At 50.7% G+C, this 18,494-nt stretch carries 17 protein-coding genes and 2 pseudogenes; all 19 read right to left on the reverse strand.

What is annotated here, in order from left to right; genetic code table 11:
• Positions 1 to 66: 66 nt before the first annotated feature.
• Positions 67 to 1,992 carry a glycosyltransferase family protein gene (locus tag WMO29_RS12735; RefSeq protein ID WP_349165055.1) on the reverse strand — a complete coding sequence of 642 codons (1,926 nt, stop codon included), beginning with the start codon at positions 1,990 to 1,992 and terminating at the stop codon, positions 67 to 69.
• A gap of 26 nt (positions 1,993 to 2,018) precedes the next feature.
• Complete coding sequence (locus WMO29_RS12740) at positions 2,019 to 2,345, reverse strand: branched-chain amino acid transporter permease (protein WP_349165056.1); 327 nt, start codon at positions 2,343 to 2,345, stop codon at positions 2,019 to 2,021.
• Positions 2,342 to 2,904, reverse strand: a pseudogene (locus tag WMO29_RS12745) (AzlC family ABC transporter permease). Before WMO29_RS12745 ends, WMO29_RS12740 begins: the two are co-directional and overlap by 4 nt.
• Before the next feature lie 18 nt (positions 2,905 to 2,922).
• Complete coding sequence (locus tag WMO29_RS12750) at positions 2,923 to 3,207, reverse strand: hypothetical protein (RefSeq protein ID WP_178038121.1); 285 nt, start codon at positions 3,205 to 3,207, stop codon at positions 2,923 to 2,925.
• Positions 3,208 to 3,288: 81 nt separating this feature from the next.
• Positions 3,289 to 4,386: a bifunctional phosphoribosyl-AMP cyclohydrolase/phosphoribosyl-ATP diphosphatase HisIE gene (hisIE, locus tag WMO29_RS12755; RefSeq protein ID WP_349165057.1), complete on the reverse strand. Its 1,098-nt coding sequence runs from the start codon at positions 4,384 to 4,386 to the stop codon at positions 3,289 to 3,291.
• Between the two features lies 1 nt (position 4,387).
• Entirely contained in the window at positions 4,388 to 4,975 is a 588-nt protein-coding gene (gene hisB, locus WMO29_RS12760) for an imidazoleglycerol-phosphate dehydratase HisB (protein ID WP_349165058.1), read from the reverse strand.
• 3 nt (positions 4,976 to 4,978) lie between these two features.
• Positions 4,979 to 6,280: a histidinol dehydrogenase gene (gene hisD, locus WMO29_RS12765; RefSeq protein ID WP_349165059.1), complete on the reverse strand. Its 1,302-nt coding sequence runs from the start codon at positions 6,278 to 6,280 to the stop codon at positions 4,979 to 4,981.
• Entirely contained in the window at positions 6,277 to 7,287 is a 1,011-nt protein-coding gene (locus WMO29_RS12770) for an acyltransferase family protein (protein WP_349165060.1), read from the reverse strand. The genes hisD and WMO29_RS12770 overlap by 4 nt, the downstream gene beginning before the upstream one ends.
• Before the next feature lie 12 nt (positions 7,288 to 7,299).
• Positions 7,300 to 7,956 (reverse strand): ATP phosphoribosyltransferase, encoded by a 657-nt coding sequence (hisG, locus tag WMO29_RS12775; protein ID WP_178038138.1) that lies wholly within the window; start codon positions 7,954 to 7,956, stop codon positions 7,300 to 7,302.
• Between the two features lie 30 nt (positions 7,957 to 7,986).
• A pseudogene (hisZ, locus tag WMO29_RS12780) lies at positions 7,987 to 8,952 on the reverse strand (ATP phosphoribosyltransferase regulatory subunit); the annotation flags it as partial.
• 49 nt (positions 8,953 to 9,001) lie between these two features.
• On the reverse strand, positions 9,002 to 9,535 hold the full coding sequence (locus WMO29_RS12785; protein WP_349165061.1) for a Holliday junction resolvase RecU: 534 nt from the start codon (positions 9,533 to 9,535) through the stop codon (positions 9,002 to 9,004).
• A gap of 154 nt (positions 9,536 to 9,689) precedes the next feature.
• Complete coding sequence (locus WMO29_RS12790; RefSeq protein WP_349165062.1) at positions 9,690 to 10,529, reverse strand: PRD domain-containing protein; 840 nt, start codon at positions 10,527 to 10,529, stop codon at positions 9,690 to 9,692.
• Positions 10,530 to 10,533: 4 nt separating this feature from the next.
• Positions 10,534 to 11,946: a glycoside hydrolase family 1 protein gene (locus tag WMO29_RS12795; protein WP_349165063.1), complete on the reverse strand. Its 1,413-nt coding sequence runs from the start codon at positions 11,944 to 11,946 to the stop codon at positions 10,534 to 10,536.
• 88 nt (positions 11,947 to 12,034) lie between these two features.
• On the reverse strand, positions 12,035 to 13,960 hold the full coding sequence (locus tag WMO29_RS12800; RefSeq protein WP_349165064.1) for a beta-glucoside-specific PTS transporter subunit IIABC: 1,926 nt from the start codon (positions 13,958 to 13,960) through the stop codon (positions 12,035 to 12,037).
• A 375-nt stretch (positions 13,961 to 14,335) separates the two neighbouring features.
• Entirely contained in the window at positions 14,336 to 15,379 is a 1,044-nt protein-coding gene (locus WMO29_RS12805) for an RluA family pseudouridine synthase (RefSeq protein WP_349165065.1), read from the reverse strand.
• A gap of 86 nt (positions 15,380 to 15,465) precedes the next feature.
• Positions 15,466 to 16,068, reverse strand: coding sequence for a hypothetical protein (locus tag WMO29_RS12810; protein ID WP_349165066.1), 603 nt, complete (start codon positions 16,066 to 16,068; stop codon positions 15,466 to 15,468).
• A 41-nt stretch (positions 16,069 to 16,109) separates the two neighbouring features.
• Positions 16,110 to 16,868 carry a hypothetical protein gene (locus tag WMO29_RS12815; protein WP_349165067.1) on the reverse strand — a complete coding sequence of 253 codons (759 nt, stop codon included), beginning with the start codon at positions 16,866 to 16,868 and terminating at the stop codon, positions 16,110 to 16,112.
• A 369-nt stretch (positions 16,869 to 17,237) separates the two neighbouring features.
• Positions 17,238 to 17,942 carry a class I SAM-dependent DNA methyltransferase gene (locus tag WMO29_RS12820; protein WP_349165068.1) on the reverse strand — a complete coding sequence of 235 codons (705 nt, stop codon included), beginning with the start codon at positions 17,940 to 17,942 and terminating at the stop codon, positions 17,238 to 17,240.
• Positions 17,943 to 17,961: 19 nt separating this feature from the next.
• A complete protein-coding gene (locus WMO29_RS12825; protein WP_178039169.1) occupies positions 17,962 to 18,492 on the reverse strand; it encodes an NUDIX domain-containing protein in 531 nt (176 codons plus the stop codon).
• Positions 18,493 to 18,494 lie beyond the last annotated feature (2 nt).

Consider the following 18,494-nt stretch of genomic DNA (forward strand, 5'->3'; position numbering starts at 1 on the left):
CTTCATTCGCCTGTGTCAAGGCATATAAATATATTCCTGGTGCCGCATTTTATTTCGGACTTTCAGTTACGCCTGTATTCCGTGCACCGACACCAGATTCGGAATGCCCACGGTATAGAAGCTGTACAGGGACAAGAGACAGGTCAGACACAGTAATATCCGCAGCACCTTACTCTTCCCTTCGCAGTCCGTCCGATGAATCAGGTAGGCCGCATAGAACACAATCGGCAGCAGGTAACGTCCCTGGGGCTGGAAGTCCACCACCCAGGCATTGTATACAATCAGCGCGTACTGGATGAACATAGACAAGGCCGCCGCGCCAATCTCCCACCAGGTCCGGGAGTCTTTTTTCCGGTAAGCCTGCGCCAGCAGATATCCGATGATCGCCAGATAGAGAATGGCCATAACCGTATAATACCAGTCCCGGGCGCCGAACGCGTAAGATCCAAAGAAGCCCGCGAAGGTGCGGAACAGGTTCTTATTGAAATCAAAGCCGGTCAGAAGCTGTTCCAATGTAATGCCCTTTTCCATAAAGCTCATAGAATAAGCCCGTTCCAGAGCCGGCGTGGAGAGCTTGTATTCGGGCAGGGCCGTCTGCTCCATCATATCCATATAGACCTGATATTTGCCAAAGAGACCGTAGTACGGGAAATCCGTAATCATATATCGGATCGTGAAAATACCAAGCGTAAAACCCACAATGCCCAAATACTTCCAGAGCAGCGTCATGCGCTTCTCCTTCGGCGTGTAGAACAGTCGAATCAGCAGCACCAGGAAAATGAAAATCAGCACCACATAGAACGTGGGTTTGCCCCATAAGGGTTGCACAAACAGCAGACCCAGAAGCGCCATATAAAGCAGCTGCTTTTTGCAAAACGGCTCGTCCAGCACCCGATTCAGCATGCTGTCCTTTTTCATAACTTCATACATGCACAGAAAACTCATGAAAAAATCCAGGGAATCCGAAGTGCAGTAGGAAAACAGATACCACACCTGGGGCGTCAGAAGCAGCATGGCAGAGAGCGCCCAGTTCTTCTTTACGTTCTTCAGCGCAATGCCAGCCATGATACAGAAGGTCACCGTCGTAAAGAAACGCACCCGGATAATGGGGTCTGCAAAAAACTGTCCGATTTTCGCAGTCAGGAAATAAAAGAGCGTCCATTCGCTGTGCCTAGTGGTTCCGTAGATGGCATAAGAATCGATGATGGCCGGATCCCGCATATCCGGCGGCATAAAGTGCGAGAAATAATAATTGACTGCCGACAGGGTATGATATTCGTCCGGATTCAGATAGAACGGATTCCAGAAGCCGGTAAAAATGGTCATCAAGGTGGCCGCGAAAAGTCCGCCGAACAACACACAGAAAATCAGTTTGGAAAAGAGACTTTGTCCCGCGATTGTTCGTGTGAACCAGCGTACCAAAAGAATAGCCAGTACCAGAAGAATGCCGCTGCCAAGCGCTCCCAGAAGCCGCACGGCAAAGGGCGTCTGCGCACACAGTGTCTGAAAGGCTTCTGTCGGAAGCATCTGGGAATCCTCTCCGGTTACCAGAAAGGTGAAACCGTCCTCTCCCAACAGCTCCAGATCTGAATTAACCGTAAAATAAGTCCCCAGCTTGTCACCGGTCAGATCCACCGTCTGAATACCGTTCTTCGACACAGTAAGTCTTGTGATGGTCAGCGGCTCGCCTGTGGAATAATGCTGGTCCAGCGGGTCGATACGTTTCAGGGAGCAGTGGCTGCCGTACTGGAGATCGCCAAAGAAGATCCGGGCAACCCCATTCACCACCACCCGATGGTGCTCATCCCGGCCGCTGACATTTTCACCCGGTCCGGAAAAAACGGTTGTTACCACCTCGCCATGAGGGTCATTTTCAAAGGTCAGTGTCACCGTCGTAAATACCGGCGTGACAAACATGCAAGCAAGCAGCCACAAGACTGCCGCTGCTGCAAAAAGTTTCTTTTTGTTCTGTTTTAATTTGTTTAAATTCATGTCTTTCCTACTTCAAAAATATTATTTCAGAAAACTACCTGCACCAGAAGCATGTAGCAGAAGGTTCCCGCCGCGATGCTAAGGAGGACGTTCCGTTTCCAGGCATGTAAAAGCGCTGTCAGAATCGTGGCCGAAAGTTCCGGAATGCCATGGGTGGGGGAAAAGAGATCCGCGCCCTTCAGACAATAGACCACCAGAGTTGCCATAATCGCCGGGGGCAGAATCGCGCCAAGATAATTGACTGCTTTCGGCATCTCCTTTTTCCTGCCGAACAGCATAAAGGGAACGAGCCTGGTAATCAGCGTGCAGACAGCTGTCACCAGAATTATAACAAATGCGCGCGTCGCTGTCATGTATTTTCCACCCTTCCTTCCAGTCTTTTTTGCAATGCCATCAGAATTGTCACTGTAATGATGAGAGACGGCAGGATAAAATTGCTGCCGCCGAAGATCTGAAGACAGATCACCGAGCTGATAAGACCGATGACTGCGGGCAGATGGCTCTTCGCTTCTCTCCACTGATCCACAAAGATGGTCACAAAGAGTGCCGTCATGGCAAAATCAATGCCTGTCATATCGAAGGGCAGCACCTGTCCCAGCGCCGCGCCTGCCACAGAGCCGACGATCCAGTAAATCTGATCCAGCAGAGAAATCAGGAACATGACTTTCTTTTCATCTATTTCTTCCGGCACCTTTAAGGAACATAAAAGGGAATAGGTTTCATCGGTCAGGGAGAGAAACCTACCAGTACGAACTGGATGGAACCGGCGTAGACGACAGTGCTGATCAGAAGAGCCCACCAGAAGCTGTAACCGGCTTCCTGCAGAAGCAGGCCGAAGGCCAGTCCCAGGAAAAGGTATCCCAGCATAACCGGGATGGTTTTCACGAATGCGAATTTAAAAGTCTTACTCATTAGTTAAAGATCCTGTATTCATTCTATGGCCGACGCAGCCTGGCTCAGAACCTGATTCAAATCAAAGCCAAGCTGTTCGGAGTAATCCCGCTCCACCTCCTGACAGATCCGTTCACTGTTCCAGGAAGCGATATTTGCATGGCTGTAATCCAGAAGCATATACGCCGCAAAAAGACAGAGACAGACATAAAAGCGAATCCTTATCCAGATTCGTCCGACCGGTTCCTCCTGAGCCGGGGCCTGCCCCCGCTGCGCCAAAAGAAGCTGCCGGTACTGTCCGCCCTGTCTTTCTGTTTTTTTCATAAAGATACCGCCTTTTATTTCGTGGGAATTACTATACATTATGAAATGCATTCTGAAATCAGAACTGCCATGGTTTTTATTTTACCGGTTGGCCAGCTCCGACGTAATATCTTCCCAGGTCACACCCCGCTCCACCATCAGAACCATAGCGTGATACAGCAGATCCGACATCTCATACTTGATCTCCTCCGGATCCGGATTCTTTGCCGCGATAACCAGTTCCGTAGCTTCCTCTCCCACCTTCTTCAGGATCTTGTCGATACCCTTGTCGAAGAGATAATTGGTATAAGAACCTTCCTTGGGGTGTATCTTGCGGTCTGCAATCACCTTGTATACATCCTCGAAAACCTTCAGTGGATTGGTATTCTTGTAATCGGTTTTCGCGATCTCGTGGAAGAAGCAGGACTTATTGCCCGTATGGCAGGCTGCTCCGGTCTGGGATACCTTTGCCAGAATGGTGTCGCAGTCGCAGTCTACTTTAAGGTCCTTTACATACTGGTAATGACCGCTGGTCAGACCCTTGACCCAAAGCTCCTGGCGGCTTCTGCTCCAGTAGGTCATCTTGCCGGTCCGGGTCGTCTGATGGAAGGCCTCCTCGTTCATATAGGCTACCATCAGTACCTCATCGGTACGGTAATCCTGTACCACCACCGGAACCAGGCCGTCCGGGCCAAGCTTAAACTCGGACCATTCCATATTGCAGCTTAAGGGGCGGATTTTCTCAACGAAGGGTACGAGCTCATTCAGATAAATCAGCTCGCTCACATACTCCTCGATCAGAGCCGCAGGGGCGCTGACCACATCAGAGCTGTCCACGCAGGCTGCAATCTTTTCTTTGCCGAAGCGCTTGGATGTATCCTCAGTCAGGTCGATATTTTCCTGACGTCCATAGTTTAAAATGGCTTTTTCACAGCCCGCATAGAGAATCTTCTTCACATCTTCCAGCCGCTTGATTCTGCCGCCGGCCTTCACCGGAACCTCCACGGTGCGGCAGATTTCTTTCAACGCGCCGATGGACAGATCGTGATCCACATCCCCGTCGGACAGGTCAAAGACCAGAATTTCGTCGGCTCCATTGTCACTGTAATATCTTGCAAGGACAGCCGCTTCTTTGTCTGCGCCCTCTCCCTGCACCTTTCCGGCCAGAAGCCGGATCACTGCGATATTTTTTTCACTCATATCAAAGACTTCCTTTCGTAGATAACACGTCTGTAATTCTCGGATCGTGCGTGGTCGCCATGTCGAGGGCCTTGGCAAAGGCCTTGAACATGCCCTCGACCATATGGTGGCTGTTGCCGCCGGACAGCATCTTGAAATGCAGGTTCATACCGGCGCTATAGGAAATGGCGTAGAAAAACTCCTTCACCATTTGGGTATCCATTTCCCCTACTCTTTCCGTAGGGAATTCCACGTCGGAGACGTAATAGGGTCTGCCGGACAGATCCAGGGAACAGAGCACCAGGGACTCATCCATGGGCAGAATGCAGGTGCCGTAGCGGACGATGCCCTTTTTATCTCCCACGGCCTCACGAATCACCTGCCCCAGCACAATGCCGGTGTCCTCGATGGTATGGTGGCAGTCCACCTCCAGATCGCCCTTCACCTGGCAGGTCAGGTCAAAGAGTCCGTGTCTGGAAAAGCCGTTCAGCATATGGTCAAAGAAACCGATGCCTGTGGAGATATCCGCTTTTCCGCTGCCGTCCAGATTCAGGGTAATGGAAATATCCGTCTCTTTCGTGGTTCTGGAAAGACTTGCGATTCGTTCCATAGTCTAGTCCTCCTTTTTCTCAAAGCGTACCGCAATGGAGTTCGCGTGTGCCGTCAGCTGCTCCGCTTTCGCGAAGGTTTCAATATCTTCATGTACCACCTCCAGCGCTTCTCTTGAATAGTATACGATACTGGATTTTTTCATAAAATCGTCCACGCTCAGCGGGGAGAAGAACTTCGCCGTACCGTTGGTCGGCAGGATGTGGTTCGGTCCCGCGAAATAGTCCCCCAGGGGCTCGCTGGAATTCTCGCCGATAAAAATCGCGCCTGCGTTTCGGATTTTAGTCATCACCTGGAAAGGATCCTTTGTGACGATCTCCAGATGCTCGCTGGCGATCTCATTGGCCGCCGCGATGGCCTCGTCCAGATTCTCCGCAATCAGAATATATCCGTAATTTTCCAGCGACTTTTCCAAAATCGCTTTCCTGGACAGCTTCTGCACAAACCCTTCGATCTCTACCTGAACCTTGTCCGCCAGCTCCTTGCTGGTGGTTACCAGGATTGCGGACGCCATCTCGTCGTGCTCCGCCTGGGAAAGCAGATCGGCCGCCACATAGCGGGGATTGGCGGTCTCATCAGCCAGTACCAGAATCTCACTGGGGCCTGCGATGGAATCAATACTTACGTAGCCATATACGGCCTTCTTTGCCAGAGCCACATAGATATTGCCGGGCCCCACGATCTTGTCTACCTTCGGCACACTCTCCGTACCGAAAGCCAGCGCCGCGATGGCCTGGGCTCCACCCACCTTGTAGATCTCATCCACGCCCGCCTCACAGGCTGCCACCAGGGTATTAGGAGATACCTTGCCGTCCTTTCCGGGCGGTGTGGTCATGACAATACGCTCCACACCGGCCACCTTGGCCGGGGCCACGTTCATCAGAACGGAGGACGGATAGACTGCCTTGCCGCCGGGTACATAGACGCCACAGGAGGCGATGGGCCCGATTTTCTGGCCAAGCAGGGTGCCGTCCGGCTTGCTGTCGAACCAGCTGTAACGGCGCTGCTTCTCGTGGTAGCTGCGGATATTGACCAGGGCTTTTTTGATGACCTCCAGAAGCTTCGGATCTACCTCATGGTAAGCCTCCTCGATCTCCTCTTTGGTGACGCGGATGGTGGATGCGTCAAGCTTCGCCCCGTCGAACCGCTCCGTATAGGAAAACAGGGCCGCGTCTTTATTTTTTTTTACATCTTCGATGATGGCGTTGACCCGTTCGGAAAATTCCCCGTAATGATTGGGGCTTCTCTTCAACAATTCATCCAGCAGATTCTGTTTGCTGTTTTCATCCAATGTAACGACTTTCATTTTGATGACCTCCCAATAAGACGTCCGAACCAGCGGTTAAAAATCCAGGCAATGGGAACCTCCGCGGCACAGACCAATATGGCAACGCCCAGATTAAACGCAGGCTGGGACATTGGTATCCATTTTTTTACAAAAAACATTCCCAGTGACACATAGTATACCACCAAAAAGGTGGCGTGTGTACACATAATGACTAAAGAATTCCGGCCAAGCCAAGATAACACGCGGCTCACCGGCAGTGCCTTCACCAGGGCGATGAGCCCGGCGCAGCACAGAAACGCGTTCAGGTAATGCACCGGATGTACATACAGGTAATGCAGATCAAACACCGGAGCCCGCAGCGCCAGCAGACTTCCGGGAATCAGCAGCAACGCAGGCCAGCCCTTGGGAAGCCTCGTCATGTACCAGCCCATCACCAGAAACGGCATAGCCAGAATTCCACGCAACACCGTAATTAGGATATCATAACCCAGATATCCGCTTAAGGTACATTCCCAGGTTACATACCGATCAAGCCCAAGCCCGGCAGAAATGCCGTAAGCGCCGGCGGCCAACAGCACAATCAGAAAATTTCTCTGCCATTCCTTACAGGTTCCCGTCAGCACCGCGAATAGCGTGCCCGCGATAAAATAGGCCGGTAAAAACCATAAAATATGCACACCGTAACCTGTAAAGGTATCCACATACTGTCTCGCAAGCGCCGCTCCGGACAGGGCCTCGCTGTTCAGCAGATGCGTAATCGTATTCATGGTCAGCAGCATCAGAGAAAAGGACAGATACGGCGTCAGTACGCCCCGCACCCGGCTTTCAATGGACTGAAAGACCGAACGCTTTTCTCCCTGCTTCAGACGTGCCAGAATTCCTCCCACCACGAAAAACAGCGGCATATGAAAGGAAGAAATCCATTTCAGGGTATCCTCCTGTATATATTCGATATGACCCAGGATCACCAGAAAGATTCCAATGCCCTTTGCCATATCCAGATAGTCCAAACGCTTTTGCTGCATGCTTCCTCCGATTTACAGTGCAGCCCTCAGATCTTGAATCAGCTTGGTAATCCGCTCTGATTCCATCTTCATGCTCACCTGATTGACCACCATGCGGGCAGATAGAGGCATTACCTCTTCCAGCACGCCAAGGCCGTTCTCGCGGAGCGTGGAGCCGGTCTCCACGATATCCACGATCACATCAGACAACCCCACAATGGGCGCCAGCTCGATGGAGCCATTCAGCTTGATGATCTCCACGGTCTGATGCTTCTGATTATAGAAATAATCCTTTGCGATATCCGGGTACTTGGTGGCCACGCGGATCTGCTCCTGATGAGCCAGCTTCTCCCGGGCCGATTCCGGTCCGCAGACACACATACGGCATTTTCCAAAGCCCAGATCCAGCACCTCGTACATCTTCCGGCCCTCTTCCACCAGGGTGTCCTTGCCGACCACGCCGATGTCCGCCGCACCGTACTCCACATAAGTAGGGACGTCCGGACCCTTGGCCAGGAAGAATTTGAGACCCAGCTCCTCATTTACGAAGATCAGCTTCCTGCTGTCCGGATCCTTCATTTCCTCGCAGGTGATACCCACCTTTTCCAGAAGCTCCAGGGTCTTCTTGGCCAGACGTCCCTTGGTCAGCGCGAAGGTCAGATAACGCTTGCCGTCATCGGTGGCGTTCACCTTCTTCTCCGCGTCATTTCGAAGAGCCCGCTGCAGCTGATCCACCACGATGGCAAAGCCAACCGCGGGCAGCTCCCGGCCAAAATGGGACAGCAGGTTATCGTACCGTCCGCCCTTGGCAATGGGCTCGCCGTAGCCGTAAGAATAGGCATGGAAAATAATGCCTGTATAGTAATTATACTTGCTTAGCATGCTCAGGTCAAAGGTTACGTACTTTTCATAACCCTTTTTCTTCAGACCTTCGTAGATCTCCTGAAGCCGCTCCAGTGCCTCCAGTGCCTCCGCGTTGTCTGTCAGGCTTCTGGCTTTCTGCAAAGCCTCCTCGCCTCCGGTCAGCGTCGCCATCTCAAGGAAGGTTGCGCGCAGCTTTTCAGAAATATCATAGCTTGCCAGCAGCTCCTCCGCGCCGAACCGGTTCTTATCGGAAATGAGTCTCCGCAGACTCTCCTCTGCCGCATTGCCGATACCGGCCTCCCGAAGCAGCGCCTTAAAGAACTCCACCTGCCCCACGCTCACCTGAAATTCCCGAAGGCCCGCTTCCTGCAGGGCTTCAATCAGCACCGAAAGCAGCTCCACATCAGACGCCACACTGCCATCGCCCATGAGCTCTGCACCCATCTGGGTAGTCTCTTTTAAGCGGCCCTGATATTTGTCATAGTTGATAAAGGTGTTGCCCATATAGCAGAGCCGGATGGGGGTCTCATCGTGAAAATATTTGGACACAGCTCGGGCGATGGAAGGCGTCATATCCGGCCTGAGTACCAAGGTGTTGCCCTCTTTGTCAAAGAATTTATAGAGCTCCCGGGAGGAAACTGTACCGACTTCTCTGGAAAATACGTCGAAAAACTCGAAGGTAGGCGTCTCAATACCCTGATAGCCGCGGCCCGCAAGGATCCGGTATAAAAGCTGCTGCAATTCAAATTTCTGTACGAACTCATTACCATAGATGTCCCGGACGCCTTCCGGGGTATGCAAAAGCGGATTTTGATTCTTCATCTTACTTTTTGCCTCCTAAACGCTTTACTGATTTACCATTATAAAGTGTTTAACCCGATTCGTCAATCACTTTCTGAATTCCGTCCAGATAGGGAACCAGGTAGCCGCCGTGGGGCGCAAGCACATACGACAGGTCAAGTTCGTCATGGCGGAAGCTCTTCCGTCCGCCTGCCTCGGCCCGATCCCAGAATTCCTTCATTTTTTTATATGGAAGAAAATAGAGTTCATTTCGCTTTGCAAAAAGAATGATCAGGAAGGACACGCCGTCCTGACGCTCGAAATCGCCCATAAATTCCACCTGATGGGCATGAATATTCTGGAGCGGAAACGTGTCCGTGTCGCATTCCTTGGCGTCGAAGCACACGGGAATGCCCTGTACAGCTCCAATATAGTCCACGGTACTTTTCTGGTCAAAATAAGCCAGGGTAATGTGCCGGTGCTCTTTATCAATCTTAATGGGGGTAATGGGGGTCGGCACCTTCTGAATCAGCGCCAGTCCCTGTTCCCGGTATTTTTCATTGGTCCGGTTGATCAAATCCTCCAGGGTAGAACCCCGGAGCCCTCTGGAATTCCAGGTCGCCATAGTCAGGTCCTCTTTATCTGAAAATTTTTACGCGAATAAAATCAAATATCATTATAAATCGGAAGTCATGATAAAACAACCTCTGATTTCGGAAAAGCAAAGCCCGGGGATGCAAAAAGCCAGCTCCCAAAGAGCTGACTTTCCGTATTAATATTTAATCCTCTTCCAGTACCCGATGGATATGAAGTGCCAGATACATTTTTTCCTGGCTGGACAGCTTCTGGCGAAACTGCTCATATACATAGATCTGTATCTTCTCCACACAGGCAAATTCCTTTTGACAGATGGAATGAATCTGCTCATAGAGAATACTGTTCTTCTCATCCGGCAGCTGATTGCGGCTCACCAGACGCTGGGCGAACAGGCGCACATGGGTTACATACCTGGAATACGAAGTGCTGTCCTCGTTGTAAGTAATCCCAAAGGCATATTTTACAATATCCAGCACTGCGTCCAGAGTGCGGCTAATCAGAAGATTCTGACTGTTATAGGGATGGTTGAACTGGGCGTTGATGAAATGAAAGGCGATATTGCCCGCCTCATCCACCGGAATCTCCAGATCCAGACGCTCCCGCATGAGCTTCACCGCATATTCCCCCACCTGAAACTCCTGGGGATTGAATTTTTTCATTTCCAGCGTGTAAAAATTCTGCAGAACAATGCCTTCCCGTATCCGTCTGGCCGCAAAGGACAGATGATCCGTCAGGGACAGATAGATATGGTCCATCAGCTTCATGTCGAACTGTTCAATGGCATAATCAATCACCGCCTTGGCCAGCTCAAAGAAGACGCTGTCTGTCTCTGCCGCCAGACGGATGATGTTCCGGGAGACCTCCTTGTCCTTGAGAACAAAGACCTTTTCAATCTCGCTTTCCTGAAACTCATATCCTATGGACTTGTGAAAGCCGATTCCCTTTCCCATGAGAATAGACTCCTGGCCCGCGTTGTCCAACGCAAGCACCAGCGAATTGTTCAACACCTTAATGACACGCATGGTATTACAGATTCTCCCCGTTTGTCTTAATTACATTCTGATACCAGTAGAAGCTGTCCTTCTTGATTCTTCCCAGATCCTTCAGGTTGAAATCATCACGGTTGATGTAGATAAAGCCGTAACGCTTCCGGAAGCCCTGATGGGAGCTTAAAAGATCCATCACAGACCAGGGGCAGTAACCCATCATTTCCACACCATCGTCGATGGCGTCGGAAATAGCCTGGATATGGCCGCGCAGATAGTCGATCCGGTAATCGTCATGCACGCGTCCGTCCTCGGTCAGCTCGTCCGCCATACCGAGACCGTTCTCGGTGATAATCAGCGGCAGATGGTATCTGCGATAGTACTCATTCAGTACAATCCGAAGACCCATGGGATCAATCTGGGCACCGTATTCGCTGGCTTTCAGATTCTCGTTTTTCTCGTCCCGGCAGTAGCCGTACTGGTCAAAGTCTACCTCATTGCCGCGGAAGACTCTGGATCCAACCGGATGTTCCTCGTCTGCGGGCAGATAGCTTGCACAGAGGGTACGGTAGTAGTTCAGAGCAATATAGTCTATTTTCGCAGACTTCAGAATGGCTGCGTCGCCCTCTTCCATCTTCGGAACGATATTGCGCTCCTTCAGATAACGCATATAGTAACCCGGATACTCGCCGTTGATGTGCATTTCCAGGCAGTAGTTTGTCTTGAACCAGTCGTTCATCTTCGCGGCCCATACATCTTCCGGCTTATTGGTCAGCGGATAGGTGCAGGTGGAGGATACGGCCGGAGCGGCCTTTCCGCCCTCAACCAGCTCATGGCAGGCATTGACCGCCAGCGCATGACCCAGGAACATATGGTAATCCATCTGGGCACGCATGCGGTCTGCTTCCCATTCGTCCTCAGTGTAGATATTCATACGGTTGTTGACACGGATCATCAGGTTCTGCTCGTTGATCATCTGCCAGTATTTTACCCGGTCTCCGAAAGCCTTATAGCAGACCCGCGCATAACGCTCAAAAGCGAAGGCACAGTCTCTGCACTCCCAGCCATTGTACTTCTCTACCAGAGCGTAGGGCAGATCGAAATGGTATAAGGTTACGAGGGGCTGGATGCCCTGCTTGAGCAGATAGTTGATCACATTATTATAGAAGTCGATGCCCTTCTGGTTGACCTCGCCGTCTCCGTCCGGAATGATGCGGGCCCAGGAAAGGGAGAAACGGTATGCCTTCATACCCATCTCTTTCATCAGGTCAATATCTTCTTTCCAGTGATGATAGAAGTCACTGGCCACCTTGCTGTCCGCCTGCTTGTCGGAACGCTTGAAGGAATTGTAATCGGCCACGGTCATGCCCTTGCCGTCCTCATCCCAGCCGCCTTCGATCTGAAATGCGGAAGAAGATGCGCCCCAGAGGAAATTTTCAGGAAAATTTGTCATGATAAGGTTCTCCTTTAAAAGTTGTAAAAGCCAGGCGGAAGTGTACTGACTTCCGCCCGGCGGATGTTTTTGTTACAGATTCAAACAATTACTTTACAGCTTTGATAACAACCCTGGTAAGGTCAGCCTTCTCTGCCGGAACACCGGTGACCTCTGCGAAATCAGCCGTATTGGAAATGATAACGCTTACGGTAGTATCATAGCCTGCCGCTTTGATCTTGTCAATGTCAAAGGATACAATCGGGGTTCCTTTTTTAATTTTGTCTCCTTCGTTCACATGCTTTGTGAAGCCGTCGCCGTTCATGGCTACCGTGTCCATACCAATGTGAATCAGAAGCTCTGTGCCGTCTTCGAGCTTCAGGCCCATAGCGTGAAGGGTCGGATACAGAACAGATACGGTACAGTCAGCCGGTGCTACCACCTCTCCCTTGGTCGGAAGAACTGCGATTCCTTTGCCCAGTGCCTCGGAAGCAAATACCTCGTCCTGCACCTCATTTAACGGGTAAGCCTTTCCCTCTACCGGAGAAGCGATTTCTACGGTCTCGCCTGTGTGAGCCGGTGCGGTCGGCATAGCCAGGTCAGACTCCAGTGCTGCTGCGCCTGCCGGAACTGCGTCCACATCTTCAAAGCCTACGATGTAAGTCAGGATAGCCGCGCCAAAGAATGCCACTGCGATACCCAGTAAGTAAGCTACGAACTGTCCCAGGCTTGTTCCCTCGCCATAGTAGGACATGATGGTCAGAATACCATTATTTGCGAAACCTGTGTTGACTGCGTGGCCGATACCCATGATACCACCGCCGAGAGCTCCGGCGATTACCGCGCATACCATCGGCTTCTTCAGACGAAGGTTACAGCCGTAGATAGCCGGCTCAGTAATACCTACCAGCCATGCGGACAGGGATGCGGAAGCTGCTACCTGCTTTAAATCCTGGCTCTTGGTCTTCAGCATAACGCCAAGTGCTGCGCCTGCCTGAGAGAAGTTTGCGGAACCAGCGAAGCACATCAGGGTGTTGGTTCCTGTCAGGGCTACGTCATTAAGACCAATCGGAAGCAGTGCTCTGTGCGCGCCGAAGATAACGCATACGCCCCACAGACCGCCGACGATGATACCGCCCAGTACCGGACTGAAGCCGTACAGCGCATTGTAAAGGAACTGAATAATATAACCAACATAGATACCAACCGGTCCTACAACAGTCAGCATAACCGGAACCATGATAATCAGGGACAGACCCGGTACCAGGATGAGCTGCAGAATCTCCGGAACGACCTTCTTTAAGAATTTCTCCAGGAAATACAGTACAATCACGCCCAGAAGAATCGGGATAACGGACTCAGTGTAAGCAAATACCTTAGAGGACTCTCCTACGGTAAACGCCATCTTGATAACCGGAAGTCCGAAGATGGTGGACTTGGTAGCTACGTCCTGAACCAGTGCGTCAATGGTGGGATGGCAGATAAAGCCGCCCAGCATCATAGCTACAACAGTGCTGCACTTCAATGCCTTGGATGCGGTGTAAGCAAGGAAAATCGGCATGAAGTAGAAAATAACATTGGAAGCGGTGTTCATGATGATGTAGGTGCTGTTGGTTGTATCGAAGCCCGGCACCTTGGCAAATGCTGCCAGAAGACCCTTGATCAGACCTGCTGCCGCAATAGCCGGTACCAGCGGTGTGAAGATCTCGGTGATCTTCTGCAGAATCAGGTTGCCCAGAGGCTGCTTCTGATCCGGAACCTGCTCGTCTACGGAACCGCCTGCAACGGCGTCTCCGAGGATCGCTACGGTTGCGTCATAAATCTTTGTGACCTTTGCGCCGCATACCACCTGGAACTGTCCGCCGGAAACGACGACAGAGATAACGCCCTCCAGATGCTCTACCACGTCTTTCTTTGCAAGGCTCTCATCCTTCAGGATAAAGCGCAGACGGGTGAAACAGTGTGTCACCTGTTTTACATTGGCTTTGCCGCCCACATTGTCAAGAATGTCCTGGGCAATTTTGTTGTAATCCATGGTTTTCTCTCCTTTGTATTGTAAATGTGTAAAATATAAGGTTCTTATATCCGGCCAGAATATATGGTATCGAAAGACCTGGTACGCACCAGAAAATTTCACACAAAAAAAGACCCAGTGAAATGAATTTCCAACAGAAAACGCAGATACTGATACAGCTTATCCGCACTTTTCTATCCTTTTCATTTTCACCCGATCTTGCCTGCCTAACCAGTAACACGTCGTATGTGAAACCACGATGTAATTGTCTCTCAATCTGATAATACTTTAGCACAGGATTTTTTACTTTGCAAGTGTTTCTTAAATTTTTGTGAATACTATATGAATTTTTCGAAAAGGTTTTGTATAGAATAACGAAAAACCGTGGCTTTTACATCAGCCGCGGTTCAAAACGTTCATAAATTCTTTGGGAAGCGGCGCAATATACTGCTGCCCCGAAAGATTCGAAAGAGCTCCGGTGAGCTCCGGAAGCTCCAGCCGATAGGCATGGAGAAGCTGGTATTTCAGACCGAAGTTTTTCCGGAATTCCGCGTTTATCTTCGGACTGCCGTATTTGGTATCCCCGATAAGCGGATGGCCGATGCTGGCCAGGTGCGCGCGGATCTGATGGGATCGGCCTGTAATCAGGTTGATTTCCAGATAGGTATAAGGATTTCCGTTGTAAGTCAGCTGTTTTAACGGCATATACTCGGTACAGATAGGCAAAGCGTCCTTTCTCTCCTGCTTAAAAATCTGTACCTGATTGGTCTTTTCATTTTTCTGAAGCCAGCCCTCGATGTGCTGTTTATCCATGACAGAGCCTGCAGCTATGGTGCGGTAGTATTTGTGCAGGCTGCGGATACGGAACAGCTCATTCAGCTCCTGAAGGCCACGGAGACTCTTGCCTGCGGCTACCAGACCGCTGGTGTTGCGATCGAGACGGTTGCAGATGCCGGGACGGAAGCTGCGTAAGCTTTCTGCTGTGGCTTCGCCGGTTTCCAGGAGATGCTCCGTCAGGTATTCCACCAGGGAGATATCCGAGGGCTTCGCTTTCTGTGACAGGAGACCTGCCGGTTTATTAAAGAAAATGACATTTTTGTCCTCGTAGATGATTTCCGGTCGGAGCCTTAATGGGAGCTTTTTCTTTGACTTGGCTCCTCCTGCTGCCATGGTCTCCTTTTTCCCACTTTGTCTGGTTTCGGTTCCCATTTCCCCCATCATACTGGAAAAGCCGTCTATGGTCTCGTCCGCCAGGAACAGCTTGATCTCGTCTCCTGCTTTCAGGCGCTCTTTTCCTTCCGCCTTTTTCCCATTCAGGGTGATATTCTTTTTGCGCAGCATTTTGTAAAAAAAGCTGGCCGGGGCCTTGTCCATATATTTTCCCAGCAATTTGTCCAGCCGTTGTCCGGCTTCGTTTTCGCCTACGGTCAGAAGACGCATGGTTTCTCTCCTTTACATCCTATAAGTGAAAATACAGCAGGCCATTGATATTTAGAAAGCCTGCTGCATTATCGTTTTGCTCATTTTTACAGGGACAGTGCCAGAATTAACCCCCGGATCAGCTGCTCCCGGTTCAGGGACGGATAGCGCTCATCCGGCGTAAACGGGATCTCCTCCGGTTCCTTTTTCGCCAGGGCGTCCACCCGATCCAGATAGGCCTTCAGATCCGCAAACACATGCACATGGACACCGGAGATCCCATTCTCCTTCAGGATCTTGGTGATATGCGCCTCCACCGGTTTTAAGTCCGTATTTTTCAGTGTGGTGTAGCCTGCGATCTCATTTCCGCGGATCACCAGGCTATGGACAGGATAATTCTTTTCATAGGTGGTCAGAACCAGCTCATAAGCGTGCTCCATACCGCCGGTGTGTCGATCCAGCTCCTCGTAGAGATCCTGAGGGATGGAACGGCGTCTGCAGAACACGATCACGTTGACCAGCTCCTTGCAGGCCGGAAGACAGCCTACAACCGCCACCACTGTGAACAGATTCAGGCGTGTCCCGGACGTCACATAGCCGACGGTAAAGATGACGGCGGGCAGCAGGAAAAAGATAAAGGTCTTAATAATCTGCGCTTTTTTATGGGCGTCCGTATAGCCGTGGTCGCCTTTCTGGGGTACATTTCGCATAAATAGGTTCTCCTTGTAATTCCTTTATAGGATGACTTTGTTTATTTTAATGCTTTGATGTTCTCTTCTGTCAGCTCTACCATGGGGACCTCGATCTGGCCTGCGTCTCCGATGCAGAAATCCAGCCAGTCTTTCAGAACGGTTTCGTCAATCTCCGTCTCCTCCCCGCCTGCCAGAGTCTGATAATAGACGTCAGGCTTATCCTGCTGACAGACAGAGCCCAGAAACTCATATGTATTCACTTCCTCGTCATAAATGAAGAGCGTAAAGGGCTGGAAATCACTGCCCTCTACGGTACTTGGATCGTGGCTCCAGTCCGCACGCACTACACCATTGTCATAGAACGTCGCAGCCGGGAAGCCGGTAAATTCCTCATGCACCGCGTCCAGCGCTTCCACAAAATCATAGATCAGGAACATCTGGCCGTCCGCGGACGCTGTCGTATAAGCGATCAGCAGCTCGTCGCGGCCATCGCCGTCGATATCGTAGACGCCGTATTTATTTTCCGAAAGATCCGAGCCGTTATAATCCAGTTCTAAACCATTGGGGAACTGCTGATTATAATAAATGTCATCCAGCACAGAACGGTAAGCGCTCTTTGCGGCGTCAGACAGGGTACCTGCGCCTGCCAGGATAGCGTCTTTCGTTCCATCGGTCTTTAAAGCTTCTTTTTCCTGATCTTCGGTTTCTTTGTTCTCCGCCTCGGCTTCCCTGGCGGTATCCGTTTTATCTGTGCTACCTTTACAGCCTGCCGCCAGCACCGAAACGCCCAGCAGCACAGCCAGCCAGTATTTCTTCATGATAAACTCTCCTTTTTCTGTCAAACCATTTCTGTCAAGGGGCTTCTCACCCGCATTTCATTATACGCAGATCTCCTGCATACTTCAAGCATTCTTTTTTGTGAGAAAGACAAAATTTCGCGGCTCAATGCCGGGCTGTCCATTATCCGGTAAAACGTAGCCGTACGCGGTCCGGTTGCATTTTCCGTTATCTTTTATTATAATGAATGTCAGATCACGAAGTTACTTAAGAAAGACGTGAACAAAAATGAACTCTGATTTAACGAAAGGATCTGTCATGAAAACGGTATCCTGTTTCTGCTCTACGGCCTCTAGTTTCTGGCGGACGCGGTCGGCGTGGTGTATTATGGGATAAAGAAAAAAACCTTTTTATTTTCTTGCAATGATATACCAGGTTTTACTGAAATTTCCTTCATTTTCCAGGAAATGATTGGCACATTTTTCCACCCGGAAACCGTTCTTTCGAAGCAGCTCACAGACGGCTTTCTCGTCGTGGACAATTTCTTTGATATTCTCCTCGAACTGCTTTACGCCATTTTCATAAACGGTGGTTTTCAGGTTGATGCGGCCATCCGGATCGTGGGTCACCATAAACTGGGCCTTGACCGTCTCGCTGAAATCCAGATCGATGGGTTCCGCCATCGGCACTTCTTTTTCATTCAGGATATCGAAAATGAAATAGCCGCCCTCTGCCAAATATGCAGATACATTCGCGAATATCCGATCCATATCTTCCAGGCGCATGATATGATTCAGCGCATCGCCGGTGCAGGTCACCAGATCAAACTTTTCATCCGGCCGATAGGTAATCATATCTGCCACCTCATAGGAAATCTCCGGATTTCGCTGCTTCGCGATCTCGATCATACCCTCCGAAAAATCCATTCCACTGGCCTCGATACCATCTCCCGCCAGAATCTCGCAGAGCACGCCCGTGCCGCAGGCCAGATCCAGGCTTTTGTGGACAGTTATCTGATATTGGTGAAGCCAGGTAAGCAGCTGTTCGCCGAAGGCCTCGGGAAAATAGTTCCAACCGAACTGATTGTATACTTTACAGAATGCGTCACTGTACATAAACGTTCCTCCGTATCACTTATTTACACGGCGTTCCACACCCATTGTCAAGAAATTTCAGCCAATCCAGTGCTTTTCCGTCCAGCACGCACTCCTCCAGCGTATCGCCGTCATAGGTAAGCTTTAATGAGAAAAATGGCGCCTCCTGAGCCAGCAGCTTAAAGAAAACTTTATCCCCCACCCAGAGCTCCAGGTCATCGATTTTATCCTTCGGGATCCATTCCAGTACGCCTTCCCGACAATTGTAGTCCAGCTCGCCGTCCCAGCCGGTGGCAGTGTAAAGACACATATACTGGGTCTCGACGCCCTTCAGGGCGAAGGTGACAATGCCGCGAAAGCGGTAATCGGTCAGTGTCAGGCCGGTTTCCTCGAAGGTCTCGCGAAGAAGGCAGTCCTCGGGGCTCTCGTAGGCCTCCGCATGTCCTCCTACACCGATCCATTTGTCCTGATTTACGTCATTTTTCTTCTTAATTCGGTGCATCATCAGGAATTTGCCGCCCTGCTCCAGATAACACAGCGTCGTCAAGGTTCCGACTGTACTTTTTTCCATAA

Source organism: Laedolimicola intestinihominis (assembly GCF_040096155.1).
Lineage (GTDB): Bacteria > Bacillota > Clostridia > Lachnospirales > Lachnospiraceae > Laedolimicola > Laedolimicola intestinihominis.

Coding starts and splice junctions, on each gene's coding strand:
- WMO29_RS12800 (WP_349165064.1), bottom strand. CDS start 13,960: ATGGATTACAACAAAATTGCCCAGGACATTCTTGACAATGTGGGCGGC.
- WMO29_RS12790 (WP_349165062.1), bottom strand. CDS start 10,529: ATGCGTGTCATTAAGGTGTTGAACAATTCGCTGGTGCTTGCGTTGGAC.
- WMO29_RS12805 (WP_349165065.1), bottom strand. CDS start 15,379: ATGCGTCTTCTGACCGTAGGCGAAAACGAAGCCGGACAACGGCTGGAC.
- hisD (WP_349165059.1), bottom strand. CDS start 6,280: ATGAAAGTCGTTACATTGGATGAAAACAGCAAACAGAATCTGCTGGAT.
- WMO29_RS12810 (WP_349165066.1), bottom strand. CDS start 16,068: ATGCGAAATGTACCCCAGAAAGGCGACCACGGCTATACGGACGCCCAT.
- WMO29_RS12785 (WP_349165061.1), bottom strand. CDS start 9,535: ATGGCGACCTGGAATTCCAGAGGGCTCCGGGGTTCTACCCTGGAGGAT.
- WMO29_RS12750 (WP_178038121.1), bottom strand. CDS start 3,207: ATGAAAAAAACAGAAAGACAGGGCGGACAGTACCGGCAGCTTCTTTTG.
- WMO29_RS12815 (WP_349165067.1), bottom strand. CDS start 16,868: ATGAAGAAATACTGGCTGGCTGTGCTGCTGGGCGTTTCGGTGCTGGCG.
- hisIE (WP_349165057.1), bottom strand. CDS start 4,386: ATGAGTGAAAAAAATATCGCAGTGATCCGGCTTCTGGCCGGAAAGGTG.
- WMO29_RS12825 (WP_178039169.1), bottom strand. CDS start 18,492: ATGGAAAAAAGTACAGTCGGAACCTTGACGACGCTGTGTTATCTGGAG.
- WMO29_RS12820 (WP_349165068.1), bottom strand. CDS start 17,942: ATGTACAGTGACGCATTCTGTAAAGTATACAATCAGTTCGGTTGGAAC.
- WMO29_RS12795 (WP_349165063.1), bottom strand. CDS start 11,946: ATGACAAATTTTCCTGAAAATTTCCTCTGGGGCGCATCTTCTTCCGCA.
- hisB (WP_349165058.1), bottom strand. CDS start 4,975: ATGGAACGAATCGCAAGTCTTTCCAGAACCACGAAAGAGACGGATATT.
- WMO29_RS12740 (WP_349165056.1), bottom strand. CDS start 2,345: ATGACAGCGACGCGCGCATTTGTTATAATTCTGGTGACAGCTGTCTGC.
- WMO29_RS12770 (WP_349165060.1), bottom strand. CDS start 7,287: ATGCAGCAAAAGCGTTTGGACTATCTGGATATGGCAAAGGGCATTGGA.
- WMO29_RS12735 (WP_349165055.1), bottom strand. CDS start 1,992: ATGAATTTAAACAAATTAAAACAGAACAAAAAGAAACTTTTTGCAGCA.